Raw genomic sequence first — 18531 nt, forward strand, 5'->3', positions numbered from 1 at the left:
CCCTGCTGAACCTAATGCCAAAGGCCGTCTGGCCTACACGCATCGGGGTGGCCGTCTGATGATTACCAAACCGCTGCATGGTGGAGGGCGTCAGTTGCTTGCGCAGACGGGCGACATTCATCGTGCTGACCGCAGAGGCATCATTCCCCCATGCGTGGCGGATAAAGGTGACGACGGCCGCCACCTGCGCATCACTCAGCCGGTTGCCAAAGCCCGGCATGGTGAAGGAGGAGGGCGCTCCCTGTGTGCCGTGCAGGGTGGCACCCGTCAGCACGATATGGATCAGGGAGTCCGGCGCGGCATTCATCACCACCGGGTTGCCCGCCAGCGGGGGGAAGGCCGGGGCGTAGCCTGCGCCGGTGCTGCGGTGGCAGGCAGCACAGTTATCCAGATAGAGGCGCTGGCCGTTCGTCAGCTTGCCGCCTGCGCGGAGGGCGCGTGTGGCGGCGGGGTCTGTCTGCCAGTTCTGCTCGGCCTTATTGGCAGCGGGCAGGGCCTTCAGGTAGCGGGCCATGGCAGTCAGATCATCATCCGTCAGATACTGCGTGCCGTGATGCACCGCCGTGTCCATGTTGCCAAAGGCGCTGCCCCGCATGTTCCGGCCCGTGCGCAGGAAGGCCGTCAGGTCCGCCACACTCCATGCGCCCAGGCCCGTGCGGGGTTCTCCACGCAGAGAGGGCGGGGTCCAGCCATCCACTGCCGCACCGCCTGCCAGATACTGCGGGCCATCCTCTGCCGTCAGTGCGGTTTCCTGCATGGCGAGGCCGCGTTTGGTGTGGCACGCGCCGCAATGGCCGGGGCCTTCTACCAGATACGCGCCCCGCGCCAGTTCCGGAGTGGGGAAGCTGCGCTCGGCTGATTTTCGGGCTGATTCAGGCGAGGGCGCAAACACCCACCGCCACACCGTCAGCGGAAAGCGCATGGAGAGCGGCCACGGAATGCCATTGGGCCGCACCGCCTGCGCCACCGGCTGCACGCCGTGCATGAAGTAGGCATACAGCGCGTGCAGATCCTCATCCGTCATGCGGGCGTAGGAGGGGAAGGGCATGGCCGGGTAAAGCGCTGCCCCATCTGGCCGCACGCCTTCCCGAATGGCGCGGACAAACTGCGCTTCCGTCCAGTTGCCAATGCCGTTGGTTTTATCCGGCGTGATGTTGGAGGAATACAGCGTGCCAATAGGCAACTGGAACGCATACCCCCCGGCAAAAGAGGGGGAGCCGGGCAGGGTATGACACGCTGCGCAGTCTGCTGCTGCGGCGACATAGCGGCCTTTGGCGATCAGATCCTGAGTGTTCGTGCTCGTGGACGTGCCTGAGCTGGTGTCTGAGCCAGTGTCAGCGCCTGACGGGGTAGACGGTGCTGCCGCAGCGAAAACTGGAGTGGCGAGGAGTGTGGCGAGTGCCAGACCAGAGAAGAGAGATGCAGAAAAGCTTTTGCTCTTACCCGAGTTTTCCCGAGTGTTAGAACGGACTGCGGACTGTGCGCCAGCATGCATGGGCGGGTTTGCAAAACGGCTCATAGCGCCACCAGTGGGCCGCCATTGCCCTTTAGCCATTGGGTGCGGATGTGGTGGGCGGACCAGTAGGCGAGGGCGGCGACCAGCCCCGTGGGGTTGTAGCCCATCCCCTGCGGGAAGGCGTTAGCACCCACGACAAACACGTTCGGCACGTCCCAGCTTTGCAAATACCGGTTGAGGGCTGAGGTTTTCGGGTCATCCCCCATCACAGCGCCGCCGCACAGATGGGTTGTCTGATAGTCCCGCACGTCAAACGGTTTGCCCGGCTCCCGCATGCCGTAATGGGCATCCTGCGCGCCAAGGGCTTTCACCACGTTGGCAAGCTGGCTGATGACGTAGCGGTTCATGCGGATGTCGTTGTCTTTCCAGTCAAACGTCATGCGCAGCATGGGCTGGCCGTAGCTGGTGCGCCATGTGGGGTCGAGGTCCAGATACACATCGCGGTAGGCCATGTTGGAGCCTTGCGCATTGATGGTGAAGGAGTGGCGATACGTATCAATCGCCGCCTTTTTCCACGCACTGCCCCAGCGTGGTGCCCCCGGTGTGGCGGCTTTGGCCCCGGCAATGGGTTTCACCCCCGCCTGATTAACCCACAACGGCGAGCCACCAATAAAGCCGAGCGGCCCGTGGTCAAAATTGTCGCTGTTGAAATCATCTATCGCAACACCACCAGCGGATCCGATAAACTGGTCCGTGCTGCGGGTGGGTGGCATCCAGACCGTGCTGTTGGTAATGTTCTGGTAGGTAAAGTTGCGCCCCACCGTGCCCGTATTGCTGGCAGGGTCATACGCTTTGCCAATACCGGACAGCAGCATGAGGTGGACGTTATGGAACTGGAAAGCTGCCAGAATGACCAGCCCAGCAGGCTGGGTCATGTGGTTGCCTTCGGCATCCTGATAGACAACGCCTGTGGCTTTCTTGCCTGTGGAATCCAGCAGCACCTTCAGCACATGCGCGTTGCTGCGGAGCGTGAAGTTCTCATGCCGCCGGAGGGCGGGCATGATGTTCACGTTGGGTGAGGCCTTTGCATACATGTAACAGGCATAATCGCTGCAATAGCCACAGAAGTTACACGGCCCCATCTGCGCGCCATACGGGTTTGTATAAGGTTGGGACGCATTGGCGGCAGGCATGGCGTAGGGGTGATACCCGGCCTCTGTCGCCGCATGGCGGAACAGGTGCGCGGTATAAACATCGCGCAGCGGTGGAAGCGGGAAATCATCCGAGCGGTCGGGTGCAAAGACGTTGCCCTTGCCAGTGGCTTTGCCATTGACCGTATAGGCTTCACCCGACGTGCCGAAGACTTTTTCCGCTTTATCAAAAAACGGTTCCAGCTCCGTATAGGTCACGCCGTAATCCTGAAGGTTCATGCCCTCGGGAATAAATTTGCGGCCATAACGTTCTATAATATGGCTGCGCAGGCGGAGGTCCTGCGGGGGTGCGCGGAAATGCACGCCCGTCCAGTGCAGGCCCGCACCACCCACACCAGCACCCGGCAGGAACGCCGCCAGCCGACGATACGGCACGGCTTCCTGATCCGACCGGTTGCGGACTGTCACGGTCGTTTGCGCGGGGTTCTGGAACAGCTTGTAACGGACAGCGCCTTCCAGCTCATCCAGTGAGGACGGATACGCTCCATCCCGTGCTGTGGAGCGGCGCTTGCCGCGTTCCAGCATAACGACGGAGAGGCCGGCCTCACAGAGTTCTTTCGCCATGATGCTGCCAGCCCAGCCGCTGCCAACCACCACAACATCCACGGGGGGAAGAGTTTTTTCAGCCATGCTCAGCACTCTCCCCGGCAATGGAAACGGGGCCGTAGGGATAGGGGGTGTCATACCGGTCCACCCAGTCCATGTAGTCACCCCGCGCACCGGGGAAGCCCATCATCAGCCAGCCCGCCATCTGGCGGTTGCCACCATGGAGGGGGTCCGCAAACGCGCCCTCGATCGTGTCGGACCGGAGTTGTTCAAAAAAGGTCGCGGCGGGTAGGGTGTCAAACTGCGTGGCGTTTTGTTCCAGCGCGGTCAGAATGCTGTCCTGCACCTCTGGCGCGAGGGTTTCAAACGCGGCCTGATGCGTCTGCTGCACCCAGGCCATCACGCCAGCCAGACCAACCTTGTAAATCTGCTGCGGGCTGTAGGGGAGCTGATAGCCCAGATTGGCCGGGGCATCTGTGCGGTGCGGGCCTTGCATGTACCACAGTTCGCCACGACCCCACGGGGTGTCCATCTGCCCATCAATAAAGTGGGGCACGCCCAGCGCGATGGCCCCCGGTCCCTGCGCATCCGCCGGGAAAATCCGCTCACAGGCCGCACTCAGCAAGGCAAATTCCGCCGGGTTGAAAAAGCGTGGGGCGTTGGGCTGGGTGGCGGTTGGATGTTTGGACGGAGCTGTGCCGGGGGGCGCGTGGTCCGCTGCGGCTTGCGCGGCGGAAGGGGCAGCCACGGCCCCCAATGCCAGTGCGGCGGCACCTGTGCCCAGACCCTGCACGATATGGCGGCGGGTCGGAGGGTATAGGGTCGCAGCTGGTTCCGGGGGCTCGGCACTCTGCTGTGCGGGCGGGGTCTGGGCAGGGCTGGCCGCAGCGGCATGCGGGTGGGGCGGCTGCTCGGTCTGCGGGGCTGCGGGATAAGGGCGGTTCGGCATGTCAGGCATCGGCGGCTCTTTTCCGTGGACGGGGGATGACCTCAGTCGGTCCCCGGCCCCGCTCCAGCAGCTCTGTTGCGCGACCGTTCTTTCTCTATGGTTAGCGGACCGGGGGCGCGGAAACAAGGTTGCGCCCGCTGTCTGGCGCGCCGGGAGCGGCGGATGTGGGCGGCTCAGCCCAAAAAAAGGGCGGCTCCCCGTAAGGTGCCGCCCCCTTTCTGCTCGTGTTTAAAAGCTGGTTTATTACCAGATTTTCACGCGCTGCTTGGGTGTCAGATACAGGGCCTGACCCGGTTTGACATCCCATGCCTTGTACCAGGCATCGATGTTGTGCATCGGGATGTTCACACGCGCTTCCGGCGGGGAGTGCGGGTCGGTCACGATCAGGTTTTTGACCGTGTCATCACGCAGCTTCTCGCGCCAGACCTGCGCCCAGCCGAGGAACACGCGCTGGTCACCCGTCAGGCCATCAATAACCGGAGCAGGCTGACCGCCCAGAGACGCGTGATACGCATCCAGAGCCAGCGTCAGGCCACCAAGGTCAGCAATGTTTTCACCCATGGTCAGCTTGCCGTTGACGTGCACGCCCGGCAGCACTTCAAACGCATCGTACTGCGCACCGAGGCGATCAGCCAGCTTCTGGAAGCGGGCGGCATCGGCCTTGGTCCACCAGTCACGCAGGCGGCCATGTTCGTCAAACTGACGGCCTTCATCATCGAAGGAGTGGGTCATTTCATGACCAATCACGCCACCAATGGCCCCGTAGTTCACGGCGGCGTCGGCCTGCGGGTTGAAGAACGGCGGCTGCAGGATGGCGGCCGGGAACACAACCTGGTCAAACAGCGGGTTGTTGTAGGCGTTCACCGTCTGGGGCGTCATGTCCCATTCGTTCCGGTCCACCGGCTTGTCCAGACGGGCCAGCCAGTAATCCCACTCAAACGCGATGCCGTTTTTGGCGTTGCCGTAAACATCACCTTTGGTCACGTTCAGGCTGGAATAGTCGCGCCATTCATTGGGGTAGCCGACCTGAACTTCAAAGTTTTCCAGCTTGCGCAGGGCGGCTTCCCGCGTTTCCTTGCTCATCCAGGTGTTGTGCTGGAGGCGGATGCGGAAGGCGTCTTTCAGGTCCCCCGTCAGCTTCTGCATGGCGGTGCGGTTTTCTGCGGGGAAGTAGCGCTCTACATAGACCTTGCCCAGAGCCATACCCATGGCGGCACTGGTAGCCTGCACGCCACGTTTCCAGCGCACGGGCAGAGCCGGCTGGCCGGAAAGGGCTTTGTTGAACGTAAAGCGGGCCTGCACAAAGGCATCCGGCAGGTAGGTGCTGGCGTTTTCTACCGTATGGAACGCCTGCCATGCCTGAAGCAGACCGATATCTGCCGTGGCCAGAATGGCGGCTTCACCCGTAATGGCCGTGGGTTCACCCACAATTACGGTGCGGTTTTCAAGCCCGTCTGCCGGCAGGCCGGCGGCGGTCAGCCAGGCAACCCAGTCAAAGCCCGGAGCGGCTTTGGTCAGAGCGGCCACCGTCATCGGGTTGTAGGTTTTCTGCGGGTCACGCAGGTCGGTGCGGGCCCAGTGGACTTCGGCCAGCTTGGTTTCAAACGCCACAATGGCGGCTGCGGCGTTGGCCGGTTCCGGCCATTTGATCAGCGTGAGCGCCTGCGTGATGTACGTCTGATAGGCGGTGCGCTTGGCGGCGAATTCCGGCTTCAGATAATAGTCACGGTCCGGCAGGCCCAGACCAGCCTGATCCACGTCCAGCGCGTAGCGGGTCGGGTCCTTGGCGTCTGGGTTGATGCCCAGAGAGAACGGGGACGTCATGAAGTTGGTGGACGCAGAACCGGAAAGCGTTGCGAACGCTTTGGCGTCACGCATCTTCAGGATGCTGTCCAGATCGCCCTTCATGGGCTTGGTGCCCTGCTTCTCGATGGATTTTTCATCCATGAAGGAGGCGTAGAAGGTGCCCAGCTTTTCCTCAATGCTCTTGGGGTGCTTGACCGGGTGAGCGGAGAGGTCGTTCAGGATGCTCTGCACCCGTGAGCGGGAGAGTTCAGCCAGCGCGTTGAACGGGCCATAGCTGGTCATGTCTGACGGAATGGTCAGATGGTCCAGATAGGTGCCGTTGGCGTATTTGAAGAAGTCGTTGCCCGGCTTTTCTGCGGTGTCACGCCCGGCAAGATCCACACCCCATGTGCCAAAGGAGGCCTGAGGCACAGCCGTGGGGGCTGCGGCCTGCGGGGGGGTGTCTGCACGGGCAACGCCTGCAACGCTGCTCAGGCCGAGGCCGGCAGACAGAAGCAGGGCCACACGACGTGACAATTTGGCATGACGGCGCACTGTCATGAAGTCTTCCTATATTCTGGTCGGGGGCGGGAGCCGGAGCGCCTCCCCCGTCGTTTTGTGGAACAGACTGTTCCGGTGTGGGGATAAAAGCATGCCATGCCGGAAATGCCTACCCTGCGGCATGAATTGGGGTGCCGGGTTCTGAGGCGGCCCGGAGGGGCTGTTTCTAAGTGGTTGTGCCCGGAGCTGGAGCTGGAGCTGGAGCCGAAGTCGGAGGGGAGGAGCGGATGGCCTCCTGTTTCGCGTGGGGTGTGCAGGCGAAAGGGTGCGCGAGTATCGGGTCGGAGCACGGGAGGGCATGCACTGTCAGTCAGAGCCTGAGCGCCTCAGTGGCGTGGGGAGGGGGGGATGTGGCACCGACGCAGAACATAGTGCAACAGCAGTTGGTGAGGAAGAGAGACGCGTCGTGCAGAAAAAGCAGGGGGGCGGGGCTTCAGAACAGGCTGCGGGGCAGGGGGAAGGTTAGAGGGCGCGCGGTTTCTTTTCCCTAAGGCGATTCGATTTCATAAAACATAAACGGTTTCACTCAGGATTTTAAATTCAACATTATTGAACTTTTTGCGGAGAGTGAAAAACACTGCGCCTGAATTCTTTTTTGAAAACAGTGTCTTGCTCTGTGGGGGCTTACGGGAATCTGACGTGATTCTCTTATATTTTCACCAGAGATAAACAAATTTCATGTAATACGCGTTGGTCTCCGGCGTGTTCCGGCCTTCCACGCTGTGGGAATAACGCGTTGTCAGGCTGATATTTTTGGTCAGGGTGAACATGGCCCCAACCCCCATGGCGACCTCCCGGCTGCTGGAATTATCAATCCAGTTCTGCACGGTGCGGTCACGCGTGCCCGCAGTATTCTGCCAGTCAAAGGCCAGGAAGGGTTCAACCACGCGGTGGGCTTTCCAGCTAAAGCGCAGGTTGCTGTGGAAAGTTGTGCCGGGTGTGTAACTATGTTGTCCGTCAACGTGTTTTGTCATGTTGACGATGGCGCCCAGATCCCCATCAAAGCTGAAATGCTTCCATTCATAGTCAAAAATGAAGCTGGAGAGGTTGGACCAGTAGTGCGTGGCCAATGCGTCTCGCGTGCCGCTGGGGGTTTGTAAAAAAGTCTGAATACCGAAGGTGCTGTGTTTATTGGGCTTGAACCACACCGCCGGGCCGCTGATGGTGCCGCCCAGGCCGCCATAATTGGTGCCGTTGGCCAGCGTGTAGGATTCGGTCTGGATGACTTCAAACGCAAAGCCGACATGGGGTAGAGCGTCAAAACTCCTGAAATGCACGTATTTTGTCATGCCTGCCCAGGTGTGGCTGCCGCCCTGCGGCTTGCGCGCGCCCTGACTGTTATAGGTGGAGCCGGCGGCATTGCCATCCCCATACTGCACCAGAACGTTAAACGGCTTGAAATCGACCGGCAGGTCATATTCATGCGGGCCGATAATGGCCAGAGGGATGTCCGCCGCCTGTGCTGTGGAAACCCCCGTAATGCCCCCCAGAATTGTCAGGAAAACTGCGGGGAAAATACGGAAAATATCCGTAGGAGACAGGGATTTGCACAGGGGTTTGGGGTTGAAAAAAGAGGATAAAATGGAACAAATCATACAGGCAGGCACTTTTTAGCTGGTAACGGTTTCAAACAGGTCTTACACAGCGCGGCCTGTGCCTCTGGCCAGCGTGGCGGACTAACAACGCCACTAATGAAGTTTTTTTGAAGAGACGGTACGTCACAAACAGGTGATGATTTTATAAATCACATAAATGTTATTTAAATATCGCTTGAATGATATGGTCAGTAGCAAGGGATAGGGAGACGCAGAGAGAGGCAAAAAGACCAGTATATCTTACCATTTTGGTAAAAGTCTGACGTTAATTCATAAAAACTGTGAGGTTAAAATGAAGCCGACCTTAACGAGGTCATTAGGGCTTATAACCGGTGTAGCGCTGGCGCTGGTGGGGCTTTACCTCGCCATCGCGGGCGGGCAGCTCGCCTTTCTTGGCGGTTCGCTGTTCTACCTGTTTGCCGGTCTTGTCCTGATTGTAACGGGCGTTCTTGGTGTTGTACGGCCAAAGGCGGCACCGCTTGTTTATGCCGCCCTTATGCTGGTGACCCTCATCTGGGCGCTGGCCGAAACGGGCCTGAACATCTGGGGGCTTGAAGTCCGTCTTATCACCTTTCTGGTGTTTGGCGTGTGGCTGCTGGTTCCGGCTGTATGGGCAACAGGCCGCGGCTGGATGGCGGATAAAGCAGCGCTTCTGGGCAGCGTTGCCGTAACCGGCGTTGTGCTGCTGGCAAGCTGCTTTACGTCCTATTCCATCAACGGCACCCTGTCCCCCGAGCGTATGGCTGCGAGTGACCCGACTGCCGAGACGGATAACAACATTGCCAATGCAGACTGGCATTATTACGGTCGCACGGCGCATGGGGACCGGTATTCTCCGCTGGGGCAGATCACCCCGCAGAACGTCTCTCACCTCAAGCTGGCCTGGCAGACGCAGACGGGTGACACCGCCCGCGCGGGCGAAGCCGAAGTGGCTGGCCCGGATCAGGGGCATGAGTTCAACCTTGAGGTGACGCCCATCAAGGTGGACGACACACTCTATATGTGTACGCCCCACAGCTGGATTGTGGCTATGGACGCCGCAACCGGTAAGATCAAATGGACGTATGACCCCCGCCCTGACAAAAAGGATGTGGCGGCAAACGTGTATCTGGCCTGCCGTGGTGTGTCCTATTATCAGGCTCCGGAAGGCGCTCAGACTTCCTGCCCGAAGCGGATTTTCTCCCCCACGGCAGACGTGCGTCTGGTGGCTGTGAATGCGGAAACCGGCAAGCCGTGTGATGACTTTGGCGATCACGGGTCCATTTCCCTGCGCACCTACCTGGGCAATGTGCCGCTTGGCTTCCACTTCGTCACCTCTCCGCCGCTGGTGGTCAAAGACCGCGTGGTGCTGGGTGGCTGGGTGATGGATAACCAGGCCAACTTTGAACCCTCTGGCGCTGTCCGTGCGTTTGACCCGATGACGGGTGAACTGGCATGGGCCTGGGATGCCGGCCACACGCCGGAAAACTGGAAGCCCGGTCCGAATGACGAACTGACGCGCAACACCCCCAACGCATGGGGCGTGTATACGGCAGATCCGGAACTCGGCCTGCTCTATATTCCTACGGGTAACTCCCCGCCGGATAACTGGGGTGGCTCACGCCGTCCGTTTGACGAGGCAACCTCCAGCGCCACCATTGCTCTGGATATTGAAACCGGCGAACGCAAATGGACCTTCCAGACCGTGCATCACGATCTGTGGGACATGGACATCCCGGCTGGTCCGTCTCTGGTTGATCTGCCCGGCCCGAATGGTGAGAAGATTCCCGCACTGGTGCAGAGCACCAAGCGTGGCGAGTTCTTCGTGCTCGACCGCCGCACCGGCCAGCCTGTTCCGGGCTACCCGGTTGAAGAAAAGCCGGTTCCCACTGCTGGGATTGCGCCGGATGACCATGTGTCTCCCACCCAGCCGTACCCGGTTGCCATGCCCTCTCTCACCCCGCCGGATCTGAAAGAAACGGACATGTGGGGGGCAACGCTGCTGGATCAGCTCATCTGCCGTATCCAGTACAAATCTTCCGCGTATGAAGGGCAGTTTACGCCCCCGCACGTTGGCAAAACCACCATTGTCTACCCGGCCTTTTACGGCGTAGTGGACTGGCAGGGTGCAACGGTTGACCCGGTTCGTAAGGTTCTGCTCGCCAACGCCAGCTACCTGCCGTTCCGCATTAAGCTGGACCACCGCACCGGACTGGAACAGAGCGGCGCTCTGCCCAAATGGAACGGTGAAGGCAATGAACCCACACCTAAGGGGAACGCTCTGGCGATCTCGCCGAATTATGGCACCCCGTATGTGGCCTACACCAACCCGTGGCTGAACCCGCTGCAGATCCCCTGTAAGGGGCCTGTCTGGGGCACCATGACGGCGATTGACCTGGTGACGAAGAAGATCATCTGGCAGCACCCGATTGGCACCACGCGTGACACCGGGCCTTTCCGCACCCACAACAACCTGCCGCTGCCCACGGGCATGTATAATATTGGCGGGAGCGTTGTGACCAAGGGCGGCATGGTCTTTATCGGTGCCACGGCAGATGACTATCTGCGCGGGATTGACCTTGCCACGGGTAAGGTGATCTGGCGTGACCGTCTGCCCGCTGGTGGTCAGGCTACGCCGATGTCCTATTCCGTTAATGGCAAACAGTATGTGCTGATTGCCGCCGGTGGACATGGTGGCCTCGGCACCCGCTCTGGCGACTACATCCGCGCTTACGCGCTGGATGATGCCGCTGCAAAATAACGTGTCGGGACTGGCAGTGTCCTGAAAGGCGCTGCCAGTTTTCCTCGAGGGTTCGAAAAGTCGGTTCCGACCTTTTACGAGGTTGGGGCCGGCTTTTTTTTGCGGGGTGTGCGCGGTGCGGCAGAGGTGCGCCCTTGCGGGCGGGACCGGGCACTTAGCAAAATGGCGCTGCGCAGATGGGTATACATTTCTGCCCGCGCGACACCTGCATCTCTGCGGCGAATAGCATCCAGAATGCGCTGGTGGCCTGCGAGGGTTTCTTCCACCGAATAGTCCGGCAGGGACACCAGATTACCCACGCGGGAAAACCAGATCTGGTCGTAACTGATTTCAAGCTGACGGCGGAGGAGTTCGTTTTGCGCGCCCTGTGCAATCAGGACATGGAACTGGGTGTCCAGCCGTTCAAACTCATAAAACTGTTTGGCGTGTCCGGCTTCAGCCTGGTCATTCAGGCAGGCCTGAATGGTTTCAATCAGGGCTTCATCCGCGCGTTCGCAGCACAGCGCGACGGAGGCGGTTTCAATCGCTTCACGAAATTCGTAAATCTGCCGGATGCTGTCATGAGACGGGGAGGCGACAACATAAAACCGCCCCTTCCGGCCAATCAGCTTATCCTGATGCAGCCGTTGCAGGGCTTCCCGTACAGGCGTGCGGCTCACGCCGTAGCGGCGGCCAATTTCCTCCTCCTGCAGGACGGTGCCGCCCTGCACGCGGCTGTCAATCATATCGCGGCGGAGGGCGGTATACAGCTCTTCACCTGTCAGGGAGGGGCGACTGTCAGTCATTGGTCCATCATAGCCGGTTCCGGGAGTGCGAGTATGAGGGCTTCTTATCTGAAAGTCATGCTGTGATGAAATGACACACATCACCGGCCCGCAGAGGACTCCCCGTTGCAGCCAAAACGCGCCAGCGTGAAGTGTTCACGCCCGAGTGTATCCTGCTCCCCGGCAATTAGGTTGGCCATGAGTTTGCCAGCGGCTGGCCCTACGCCAAACCCATGCGCGGAAAAGCCAGTCGCGACAAACAGGCCGGGATATCGGGCGACAGGGGAGAGAATGGGCAGAGCGTCGGGCACCACATCAATAACGCCCGCCCACATGGCGGCAACGCGGGTTTTTTCAAAGACCGGCATATCTTCACGCAGGCGTTGCATGGTGCGGGCGAGTGTTTTGCGGTCCGGGGCCGGGTCACACGCGCGGTACTGCTCAAACGGGTTGAGGCGGTCTTTCCCGAACTGTCGTTCCTGTTTGAGTTCTTTCACAAAGGAAGAGCCGACACGTACGCTCAACAGTTTTTTCTGCTTTAGGAAATTGGGCATGAACTCCCGCATAAAGCGGAAGGAATCTGGCGTGACGTAGGTGATGGATGAATTGCGCTGGGCAACCGTATAGCCGCCGTCCATCCGTTTCCGCACGGAAAAGCGGGAGGATGCAATAATCGGGTCCGGCCCACCCTCTACAGGCTCCGTGCGCAGAACGGAGGCAATCACTTTGAGCTGCGGCAGGACAATATCAACCGTTTTGCACAACCAGCGGGACCAGATGCCAGCCGCAACCACAACGGCGGAGGCGCTGATGCGTCCGGTTTCTGTTTCAAACCCACAGGCGCGGCCGCCCTGAATATCAATGCTTTTGACTGCAGTATCCGGCAGGATAGTCACGCCTGCGGCTTCGGCCTTGCGGGCCAGAAAGCGCATGGCGAGATCAGGCTCGGCCCGACCATCGCCCGGGCTGTAAAGTGCGCCAGCCCATTGCCCGCGGCTTTGGGGGAGCAGGGTGTGTATTTCAGGCTGCCCCAGTTCACGCGCATCAAACCCATGCGTGCGTGCGGCGGCCAGCCAGCGTTCCAGCGTGTCCCACTCTTCCTTATCCTGCGCGAGGGAGAGCAGGCCGCAGCGCGTATAGCCAAAGTCGCCTTCTTTTGCCCATTGTTGCCAGAGCGGACGGCTGGCAACAGCCAAAGGCAGTTCCTCCATGGCTTGGCTGATGGTGCGCACCCAGCCCCAGTTGCGGCTGGACTGCTCATAACCGGGGCGACCTTTGTCCAAAACGGCAACAGAGAGGCCTTTTTCGTGCAGAAACAGCGCAGTGCACAGGCCAATAATGCCACCACCAGCCAGAATAACATCATAATGGAGCGGTGCAGACGACGGCTTTGTCATGATGACCAGAATCTCCGTTGCAAAGCGTTTAAGAGAGGAACTTTTTCGGCATACTGAAAATAGCGATAAACGCTGACGTGAGTCTTGGGAAGAAGTTTTTGTATGCTGAATTGCGTGATTCCGGGCAGATGCGTAGACCGGTCGGTGATTTTTAAACGGATATAAAATTCTAAAAATCTACTGATATAAAAACAATAAAATTATAAATTATGTGTCAATAACTGAGACTATTTTAGTCTGCAACATACCGGAAAAGAAAAGATTTTCCGAAGCGGGTGGCCAGGCTGAAGAAGTGGGAGAGAGAATCAGGTTGGCTCTTTTTCCGCAAAGGAATAGGGAGAATCTGCAGGACTGAGACCTTTTTTGGAAATCTGAAAATCCTGTAGGGAAAATATTATATTATTCAGACAATGAAGAATAAAATCCTTTTCTCATAAGGGGATGTGTAGATTTGATGTGTTGGGTTGCCGGAAATTAATAGTTCCGTTTTCAAAACATGATTGACAGGCATGTGTTGGGTGAGACTAATCTCGGTATACCGAAATTTGGGATGAAGAATTGCCAGTGTGATGGTGCCGGTTCCCCGTATACCGAAGATCCTGCGGGGGCGGACCGTGGCACACTCTCAGACCAGACAAACAACGCCTTGGCCTGTGACAGGAGACGTAATGTGCGCCGTCTTTCAGCAAATTCTGTAAGTCTTTTTTGTGTTGCGGTTCTGGCGGCTGGCAATACGGCCTCCGCATTGGCGGAAACCGGCAAGGATACTGTGCGGAAGCGGGCACCCGTTCGGGCAACAGGCCGGGCATCCGCCACTCCTGCTTCCGCCCGTCCCGCACGGAAAGCCGGGCCGCTGATGGCGGGAAAAGCTGAAGAAATTACGGTCAGTTCCGGCCTGACGCCGAATGGTGTTTCAGGTCGTTCCGCTGGTGGCGGCATGATGCCGAAGCAGACAGATCCTTTTGCAAAAAGTGGTGTTACCCGCGATTATATTGCCGCACAGGCCCCTGCAACCAATGCGCTGACGTTGTTGCGGAATGTGCCGGGCGTTGTAGTGGCCTCGGCTGACCCGACGGGGGCGACAGACCGTATGAGTGTCTCCATTCGCGGGATGAACCAGAACGAACTGGGCTATGAGCTGGAAGGGATGAACCCGTCGGACGTTCTGTATTACTCCCCGACCTCCTCCGGCTGGGCGGATACGGAAAATATCGGATCTGTGACGGTAACACCCGGCGCGCCGGATCTGATGGCCCCGACATTCAGCGCCGTGGGTGGGTTGATTAGCGAGAAGCTGCGGGACCCGTCCCATAAATTTGGCGGTTTGCTCGACCTCACTTATGGCGGCAACAATATGCGGCGTGAGTTCCTCCGGCTGGATAGCGGGGAGTGGGGCCACACCGGTATTCACAGTTTTGCGTCCTTTTCTGATACGCAGGCGTCCAACTGGCGTGGGCCGGGCGGGCTGCACCGCTGGCATGTGGACTTTAAGGCGAACAAGAAGTGGGGAGATGGCAACAGCATTTCCGCCTTCATGTCCTATAATGACGTGCAGGAAAACCTGTATACCTACCCCACCATGGCGCAATGGAACGCCTATGGCATAAACTATAATTACAGTAAGAATTTTACCGGCAGTAATACGAACTATTACAAATTCCATCAGTATGAATGGAAACATGCGCGCGCCAGCGTGCAGATGAAGTTCAAGCTGGCGGAAGGGCTGAACCTTTCAGTCACGCCGTATATTTTTGATGTGGATGGCACGGTGCAGGGCGGCAGCACGCTCAACCAGAACAAGGCGTTTCTGGGGGCAGACTCTGCCACCCCGCTACAGTTTCCTGATGGCTCGGCGTCCTCTCAGGTGGCGCAGTCCAATGATACGTTCCATGAATCCACTTTTGGGATCAACAGTGTTCTGGACTGGAAAAAAGGCCATAATGACCTTCAGTTTGGCTACTGGTATTCCTACATCAATTATGCGGAAGACCCGACATATTCTCTGCCCGATGCAGCAGGGAACGCCAGCCGGTGGGGGCAGGACCCTGTTCTGACAGCCTCCGGCGCAGCGCTGAAACAGTGGGATGCACATGTTATTCAGCAGACCAACACGCTGAGCCTGATGGACACCTATTCCCTGTTGCATGATCGCCTGAAAATTTCAGTAGGTTTCAAGGAGGCCATGATTACCCGCACGGCAACCAACCTGATGCCCGGTGCGACTTACGCAACCGGCTTCAGCGATGCGCAGCCTCTGCCGCGTGTGGCGATCAGCTACCAGATTACGCCGCGGGATCAGGTGTATATCAACGGCACCACGGCCTTCCGTGAGGCCGCCGCCATTACGCCATCTGTGGACATGTTCAGTTCCTCGACCGGTCAGATGACGTCACGGCATGTCACAGGTGGGATCAAGCCGGAATACTCCATTGCGGAAGAGCTGGGGTATCGGCATTACGGCAAGTATTTCAACCTGTCTCTCTCTTTCTTTAACTACAATTTTACCAACAGGCAGATTACCAGCAGCTCTCTGGTGGAAGGGACAACCATCACCACGTCCCTCAACGGGGGCGGGCAGACCACACGCGGGATCAGTGGGGAAATCAGCCTGCCGCGCTGGCATCACTTCACACCGTATTTTTCCGGGCAGTATCTGCACGCCACGACGGATAATAATCTTGCGTCTAATGGGACCTACCTGCCAACGGCCGGGAAAGTTGCTGTGCTGAGTCCGAAGTTCAGCGGTGCCATCGGTCTGTCTTATGATGATGGGCATGTGTTCGGAAACTTTGCCTTTAATTATGTCGGCTCTGAATATTCCACCTTCATGAACGATGAGAAAATTCCCTCTTACGTGACCGCCAATCTCGGCATTGGCTACCGGTTTAACGATGTGTTCTTCCTCAAACGCCCGCAGTTGCAGCTGAACCTGACCAATCTGGGGAACAACCACTATCTGTCCGGCGCATGGGGGCTGACAACCAATGCCCATAATACGCTGGGCACGGACGGACATACTGTTATCAAGGGAGGAGCGCCCACCTACATCACTGGCGGTAACTTTACCGGTCTTGTCAGCTTTACGTCGGGGTTCTGAATGACACACACGCCGCACGCCCCCACCAATGCCCGTCTCTGGCTCTCTGTGCTGGCCACAACGCTGGGGGGTGTGCTGGAGTGGTATGACCTTATTCTTTACGGTCTGTTTGCCGTAGTCCTGTCTCACCTGTTTTTCCCGGCCACAACGGCCGGGTTTTCCCTTCTGCTGAGCCTTGGCAGCTTTGGGGTGGCGTTTGTCGCACGGCCCATCGGGGCGGCGTGGCTTGGTTCCTATGCAGACCGCAAGGGGCGCAGGCAGGGGCTGGTGCTCTCGTCTTTGCTGATGACAGTCGGGACTGGTCTTCTGGCTGTGGTGCCGAGCTATGCCTCCATCGGGCTGGCTGCGCCGTTGATTGTGGTGTTTTCCCGCTTGTTACAAGGGTTTGCGGCAGGCGGGGAGTTTGGGGGCGCCGCCACCATGCTGGCGGAGCGCAGCCCAAAATATCGTGGGGTGTATTCCAGCTTGCAGTGGTCGGCCGGTGGAGTGGCTGTCACGCTGGCGTCTGCTGTAGCGTGGCTGGTGCATCAGGCGTTTAGCGAGGCACAAATTCTGGCATGGGCGTGGCGCCTGCCGTTTGCGCTGGGCATGGTGCTGGGGCCGCTTACGGCCTGGCTGCGGTTGATGAGTGATGAATCTCCGGAGTTCAGGCGGCAGGACAATCATCAGCCCGTGCGAGAGGTTGTCCGGCATGAGCCTTTGCGCCTGTTGCTGGGAATGGGACTGGTGAGTGCGGGGGCCACGGGGAGTTATCTGAATATCTACATGCCCACGCTGGCAAAAACCCAGCTGCATCTGGGGGATTCTGTTTCTTTTATGGGAACAATGGTTTCAGGCGTTTTGACCATTATTCTTCCGCCGCTGTTTGCCTTGCTGGGGGATAAAGTGGGGCGTCGGGGCATGATGGCTGTTATGGCGGCTGCGGGCGGCCTGATGGCGTGGCCGTTGTTCCATTTTCTGGTCACCTTTCCATCCGGACTGCATCTTGTGCTGGTGCAGGCGTTTCTGGTGACGACAGTCTATTGCGGGTATTATGCGTCCGTCCCCGCGCTGTTTGCCGAAATCTTTCTGCCGCGCAACAGGACAACGGCCATAGCCTTAAGCTACGCATTGGGGCAGCTGGTTTTTGGTGGGTTTACCCCCATGATTCTTTCTGTTCTGGTCACTTACTTTCAGGATAAGGCAATTCCGGGCCTTTATCTTCTGGGCACAGTGGTGCTGAGTCTGGTTTGTCTGGCTTTTACGAGGCAGTATGCAGGCCGTGGGCAATCGTTAAAGAGTGGAGAGCGATAATCATGGTGTGTCTGGTCATCAAACAGGGAGGTTCCGCAGCGCTGCCGGAATGGAAAGCTCTGTTCGCTCGGCTCATGCCGGAGCTTGAGGTGCGCGACTGGAATGACCCGACGGTAGACCCCGCCCATGTGGATTATGCCTTGGTGTGGAAGCCCGATCCGGGCCGGCTGGAAAAAATGGTCAATCTGAAAGCCATTTTAAGTGCCGCCGTGGGCGTGGACCATATTACCTGTGACCCGACATGGCCTAAAAACGTACCGCTGATCCGCATGGGGGGCGAAGAGCCTGTTATGCAGATGGAAGATTACGTGCTGTGGGCGGCTTTTTCCATTTTGCGGGACGCGGCCTCCTGGCGAGTAGGCCAGCAGGAAAAGGTCTGGACCCGGCAGGACGCTCCCGCTCGAACCTCTGCCGAGATGACAATAGGGGTAATGGGCCTTGGCAGCCTCGGTGCCCCGGTGGCTATGCGGCTGGCGCGTGCGGGCTTTCAGGTGTCTGGCTGGGCACGACATGCCAAAACGCTGGAGGGTGTGACCTGTTACGCGGGTGCCGAAGGGCTAAGCGCCTTTCTGCATGCGTGTGACACACTGGTCTGTCTGCTGCCGGAAACACCCGAGACCACCGGCATGGTGACGTATGATCTGCTGGCCCAGCTCCGCAAACCCGCCGGGCTGATTAATGTGGGGCGCGGCCCGCTGGTGGTGGAGGCTGATCTGCTGCGGGCTCTGAACGACGGCACGCTGCATACCGCCGTGCTGGATGTGTTTGATAAGGAACCGCTGCCGGCGTCCTCGCCGCTCTGGGCGCATCCGCGCGTAATCATCACCCCGCACGCCGCGGCGGATGCCTCGCGTCCGGCACGGGCGGCGTATGTGGCGTCCGTTATTGAAGCGCTGGAGCAGGGGAAGGATGTGCCTCTGCGGTATGACCCTGCAAAAGGCTATTGAGGCTTCCACTCTGATGTGACGCCTTTATGTGACTGTTGCGCGAAAAGAGTACGCCAAAGCCATTCCATGCTTGCAAGAGCGGTGGAGCTGCCTTCATAGGAAGGCTGTTTTCCGGGGTGGCTGAGGTTGGCCATCCGCGTTGCATTCTCTGACTGGCCTGAGGGGGCGGAGGGCTGTCTCCGCCTCTTTG

General features: G+C 58.9%; 11 protein-coding genes. 4 read left to right on the forward strand and 7 right to left on the reverse strand.

Annotated elements, in window-relative coordinates:
* The 5 genes from AD930_RS03830 to AD930_RS03855 all read right to left on the reverse strand — a co-directional run.
* A partial coding sequence (locus AD930_RS03830; protein ID WP_244150482.1) for a c-type cytochrome occupies positions 1-1519 on the reverse strand: 1519 nt, incomplete at its 3' end.
* Positions 1516-3297, reverse strand: a complete 1782-nt coding sequence (locus tag AD930_RS03835; RefSeq protein WP_061505199.1) for a GMC family oxidoreductase — start codon at positions 3295-3297, stop codon at positions 1516-1518. The genes AD930_RS03830 and AD930_RS03835, both read right to left, overlap by 4 nt.
* Complete coding sequence (locus tag AD930_RS03840; protein ID WP_244150483.1) at positions 3290-4171, reverse strand: gluconate 2-dehydrogenase subunit 3 family protein; 882 nt, start codon at positions 4169-4171, stop codon at positions 3290-3292. Before AD930_RS03840 ends, AD930_RS03835 begins: the two co-directional genes overlap by 8 nt.
* 234 nt (positions 4172-4405) lie before the next feature.
* The gene (locus tag AD930_RS03845) at positions 4406-6508 is read right to left on the reverse strand and encodes a M13 family metallopeptidase (RefSeq protein ID WP_061505200.1); all 2103 of its coding nucleotides are present in this window, start codon (positions 6506-6508) and stop codon (positions 4406-4408) included.
* 656 nt (positions 6509-7164) lie between these two features.
* Complete coding sequence (locus AD930_RS03855) at positions 7165-8103, reverse strand: transporter (RefSeq protein WP_082781680.1); 939 nt, start codon at positions 8101-8103, stop codon at positions 7165-7167.
* 292 nt (positions 8104-8395) lie between these two features.
* Here AD930_RS03855 and AD930_RS03860 point away from each other — a divergent pair, with 292 nt between their 5' ends.
* On the forward strand, positions 8396-10843 hold the full coding sequence (locus AD930_RS03860) for a membrane-bound PQQ-dependent dehydrogenase, glucose/quinate/shikimate family (protein ID WP_043551784.1): 2448 nt from the start codon (positions 8396-8398) through the stop codon (positions 10841-10843).
* A gap of 74 nt (positions 10844-10917) precedes the next feature.
* Here AD930_RS03860 and AD930_RS03865 read toward each other — a convergent pair whose 3' ends face one another.
* A complete protein-coding gene (locus tag AD930_RS03865; RefSeq protein WP_061505202.1) occupies positions 10918-11628 on the reverse strand; it encodes a GntR family transcriptional regulator in 711 nt (236 codons plus the stop codon).
* 80 nt (positions 11629-11708) lie between these two features.
* Positions 11709-13004 (reverse strand): NAD(P)/FAD-dependent oxidoreductase, encoded by a 1296-nt coding sequence (locus AD930_RS03870; protein ID WP_061505203.1) that lies wholly within the window; start codon positions 13002-13004, stop codon positions 11709-11711.
* A gap of 670 nt (positions 13005-13674) precedes the next feature.
* Here AD930_RS03870 and AD930_RS03875 point away from each other — a divergent pair.
* The 3 genes from AD930_RS03875 to AD930_RS03885 are packed head-to-tail and all read left to right on the forward strand — an operon-like array spanning position 13675 to position 18341.
* Positions 13675-16101 carry a TonB-dependent receptor gene (locus AD930_RS03875; protein WP_244150484.1) on the forward strand — a complete coding sequence of 809 codons (2427 nt, stop codon included), beginning with the start codon at positions 13675-13677 and terminating at the stop codon, positions 16099-16101.
* Positions 16102-17394 (forward strand): MFS transporter, encoded by a 1293-nt coding sequence (locus AD930_RS03880; RefSeq protein ID WP_061505205.1) that lies wholly within the window; start codon positions 16102-16104, stop codon positions 17392-17394. It abuts the gene before it with no gap.
* Positions 17395-17396: 2 nt separating this feature from the next.
* Positions 17397-18341, forward strand: coding sequence for a 2-hydroxyacid dehydrogenase (locus tag AD930_RS03885; protein WP_061505206.1), 945 nt, complete (start codon positions 17397-17399; stop codon positions 18339-18341).
* The last annotated feature ends 190 nt before the right edge of the window (positions 18342-18531 follow it).

Source organism: Acetobacter malorum (assembly GCF_001580615.1).
GTDB lineage: Bacteria > Pseudomonadota > Alphaproteobacteria > Acetobacterales > Acetobacteraceae > Acetobacter > Acetobacter malorum.

Coding starts and splice junctions, on each gene's coding strand:
- AD930_RS03870 (WP_061505203.1), bottom strand. CDS start 13,004: ATGACAAAGCCGTCGTCTGCACCGCTCCATTATGATGTTATTCTGGCT.
- AD930_RS03865 (WP_061505202.1), bottom strand. CDS start 11,628: ATGACTGACAGTCGCCCCTCCCTGACAGGTGAAGAGCTGTATACCGCC.
- AD930_RS03880 (WP_061505205.1), top strand. CDS start 16,102: ATGACACACACGCCGCACGCCCCCACCAATGCCCGTCTCTGGCTCTCT.
- AD930_RS03845 (WP_061505200.1), bottom strand. CDS start 6,508: ATGACAGTGCGCCGTCATGCCAAATTGTCACGTCGTGTGGCCCTGCTT.
- AD930_RS03860 (WP_043551784.1), top strand. CDS start 8,396: ATGAAGCCGACCTTAACGAGGTCATTAGGGCTTATAACCGGTGTAGCG.
- AD930_RS03840 (WP_244150483.1), bottom strand. CDS start 4,171: ATGCCTGACATGCCGAACCGCCCTTATCCCGCAGCCCCGCAGACCGAG.
- AD930_RS03885 (WP_061505206.1), top strand. CDS start 17,397: ATGGTGTGTCTGGTCATCAAACAGGGAGGTTCCGCAGCGCTGCCGGAA.
- AD930_RS03835 (WP_061505199.1), bottom strand. CDS start 3,297: ATGGCTGAAAAAACTCTTCCCCCCGTGGATGTTGTGGTGGTTGGCAGC.
- AD930_RS03855 (WP_082781680.1), bottom strand. CDS start 8,103: ATGATTTGTTCCATTTTATCCTCTTTTTTCAACCCCAAACCCCTGTGC.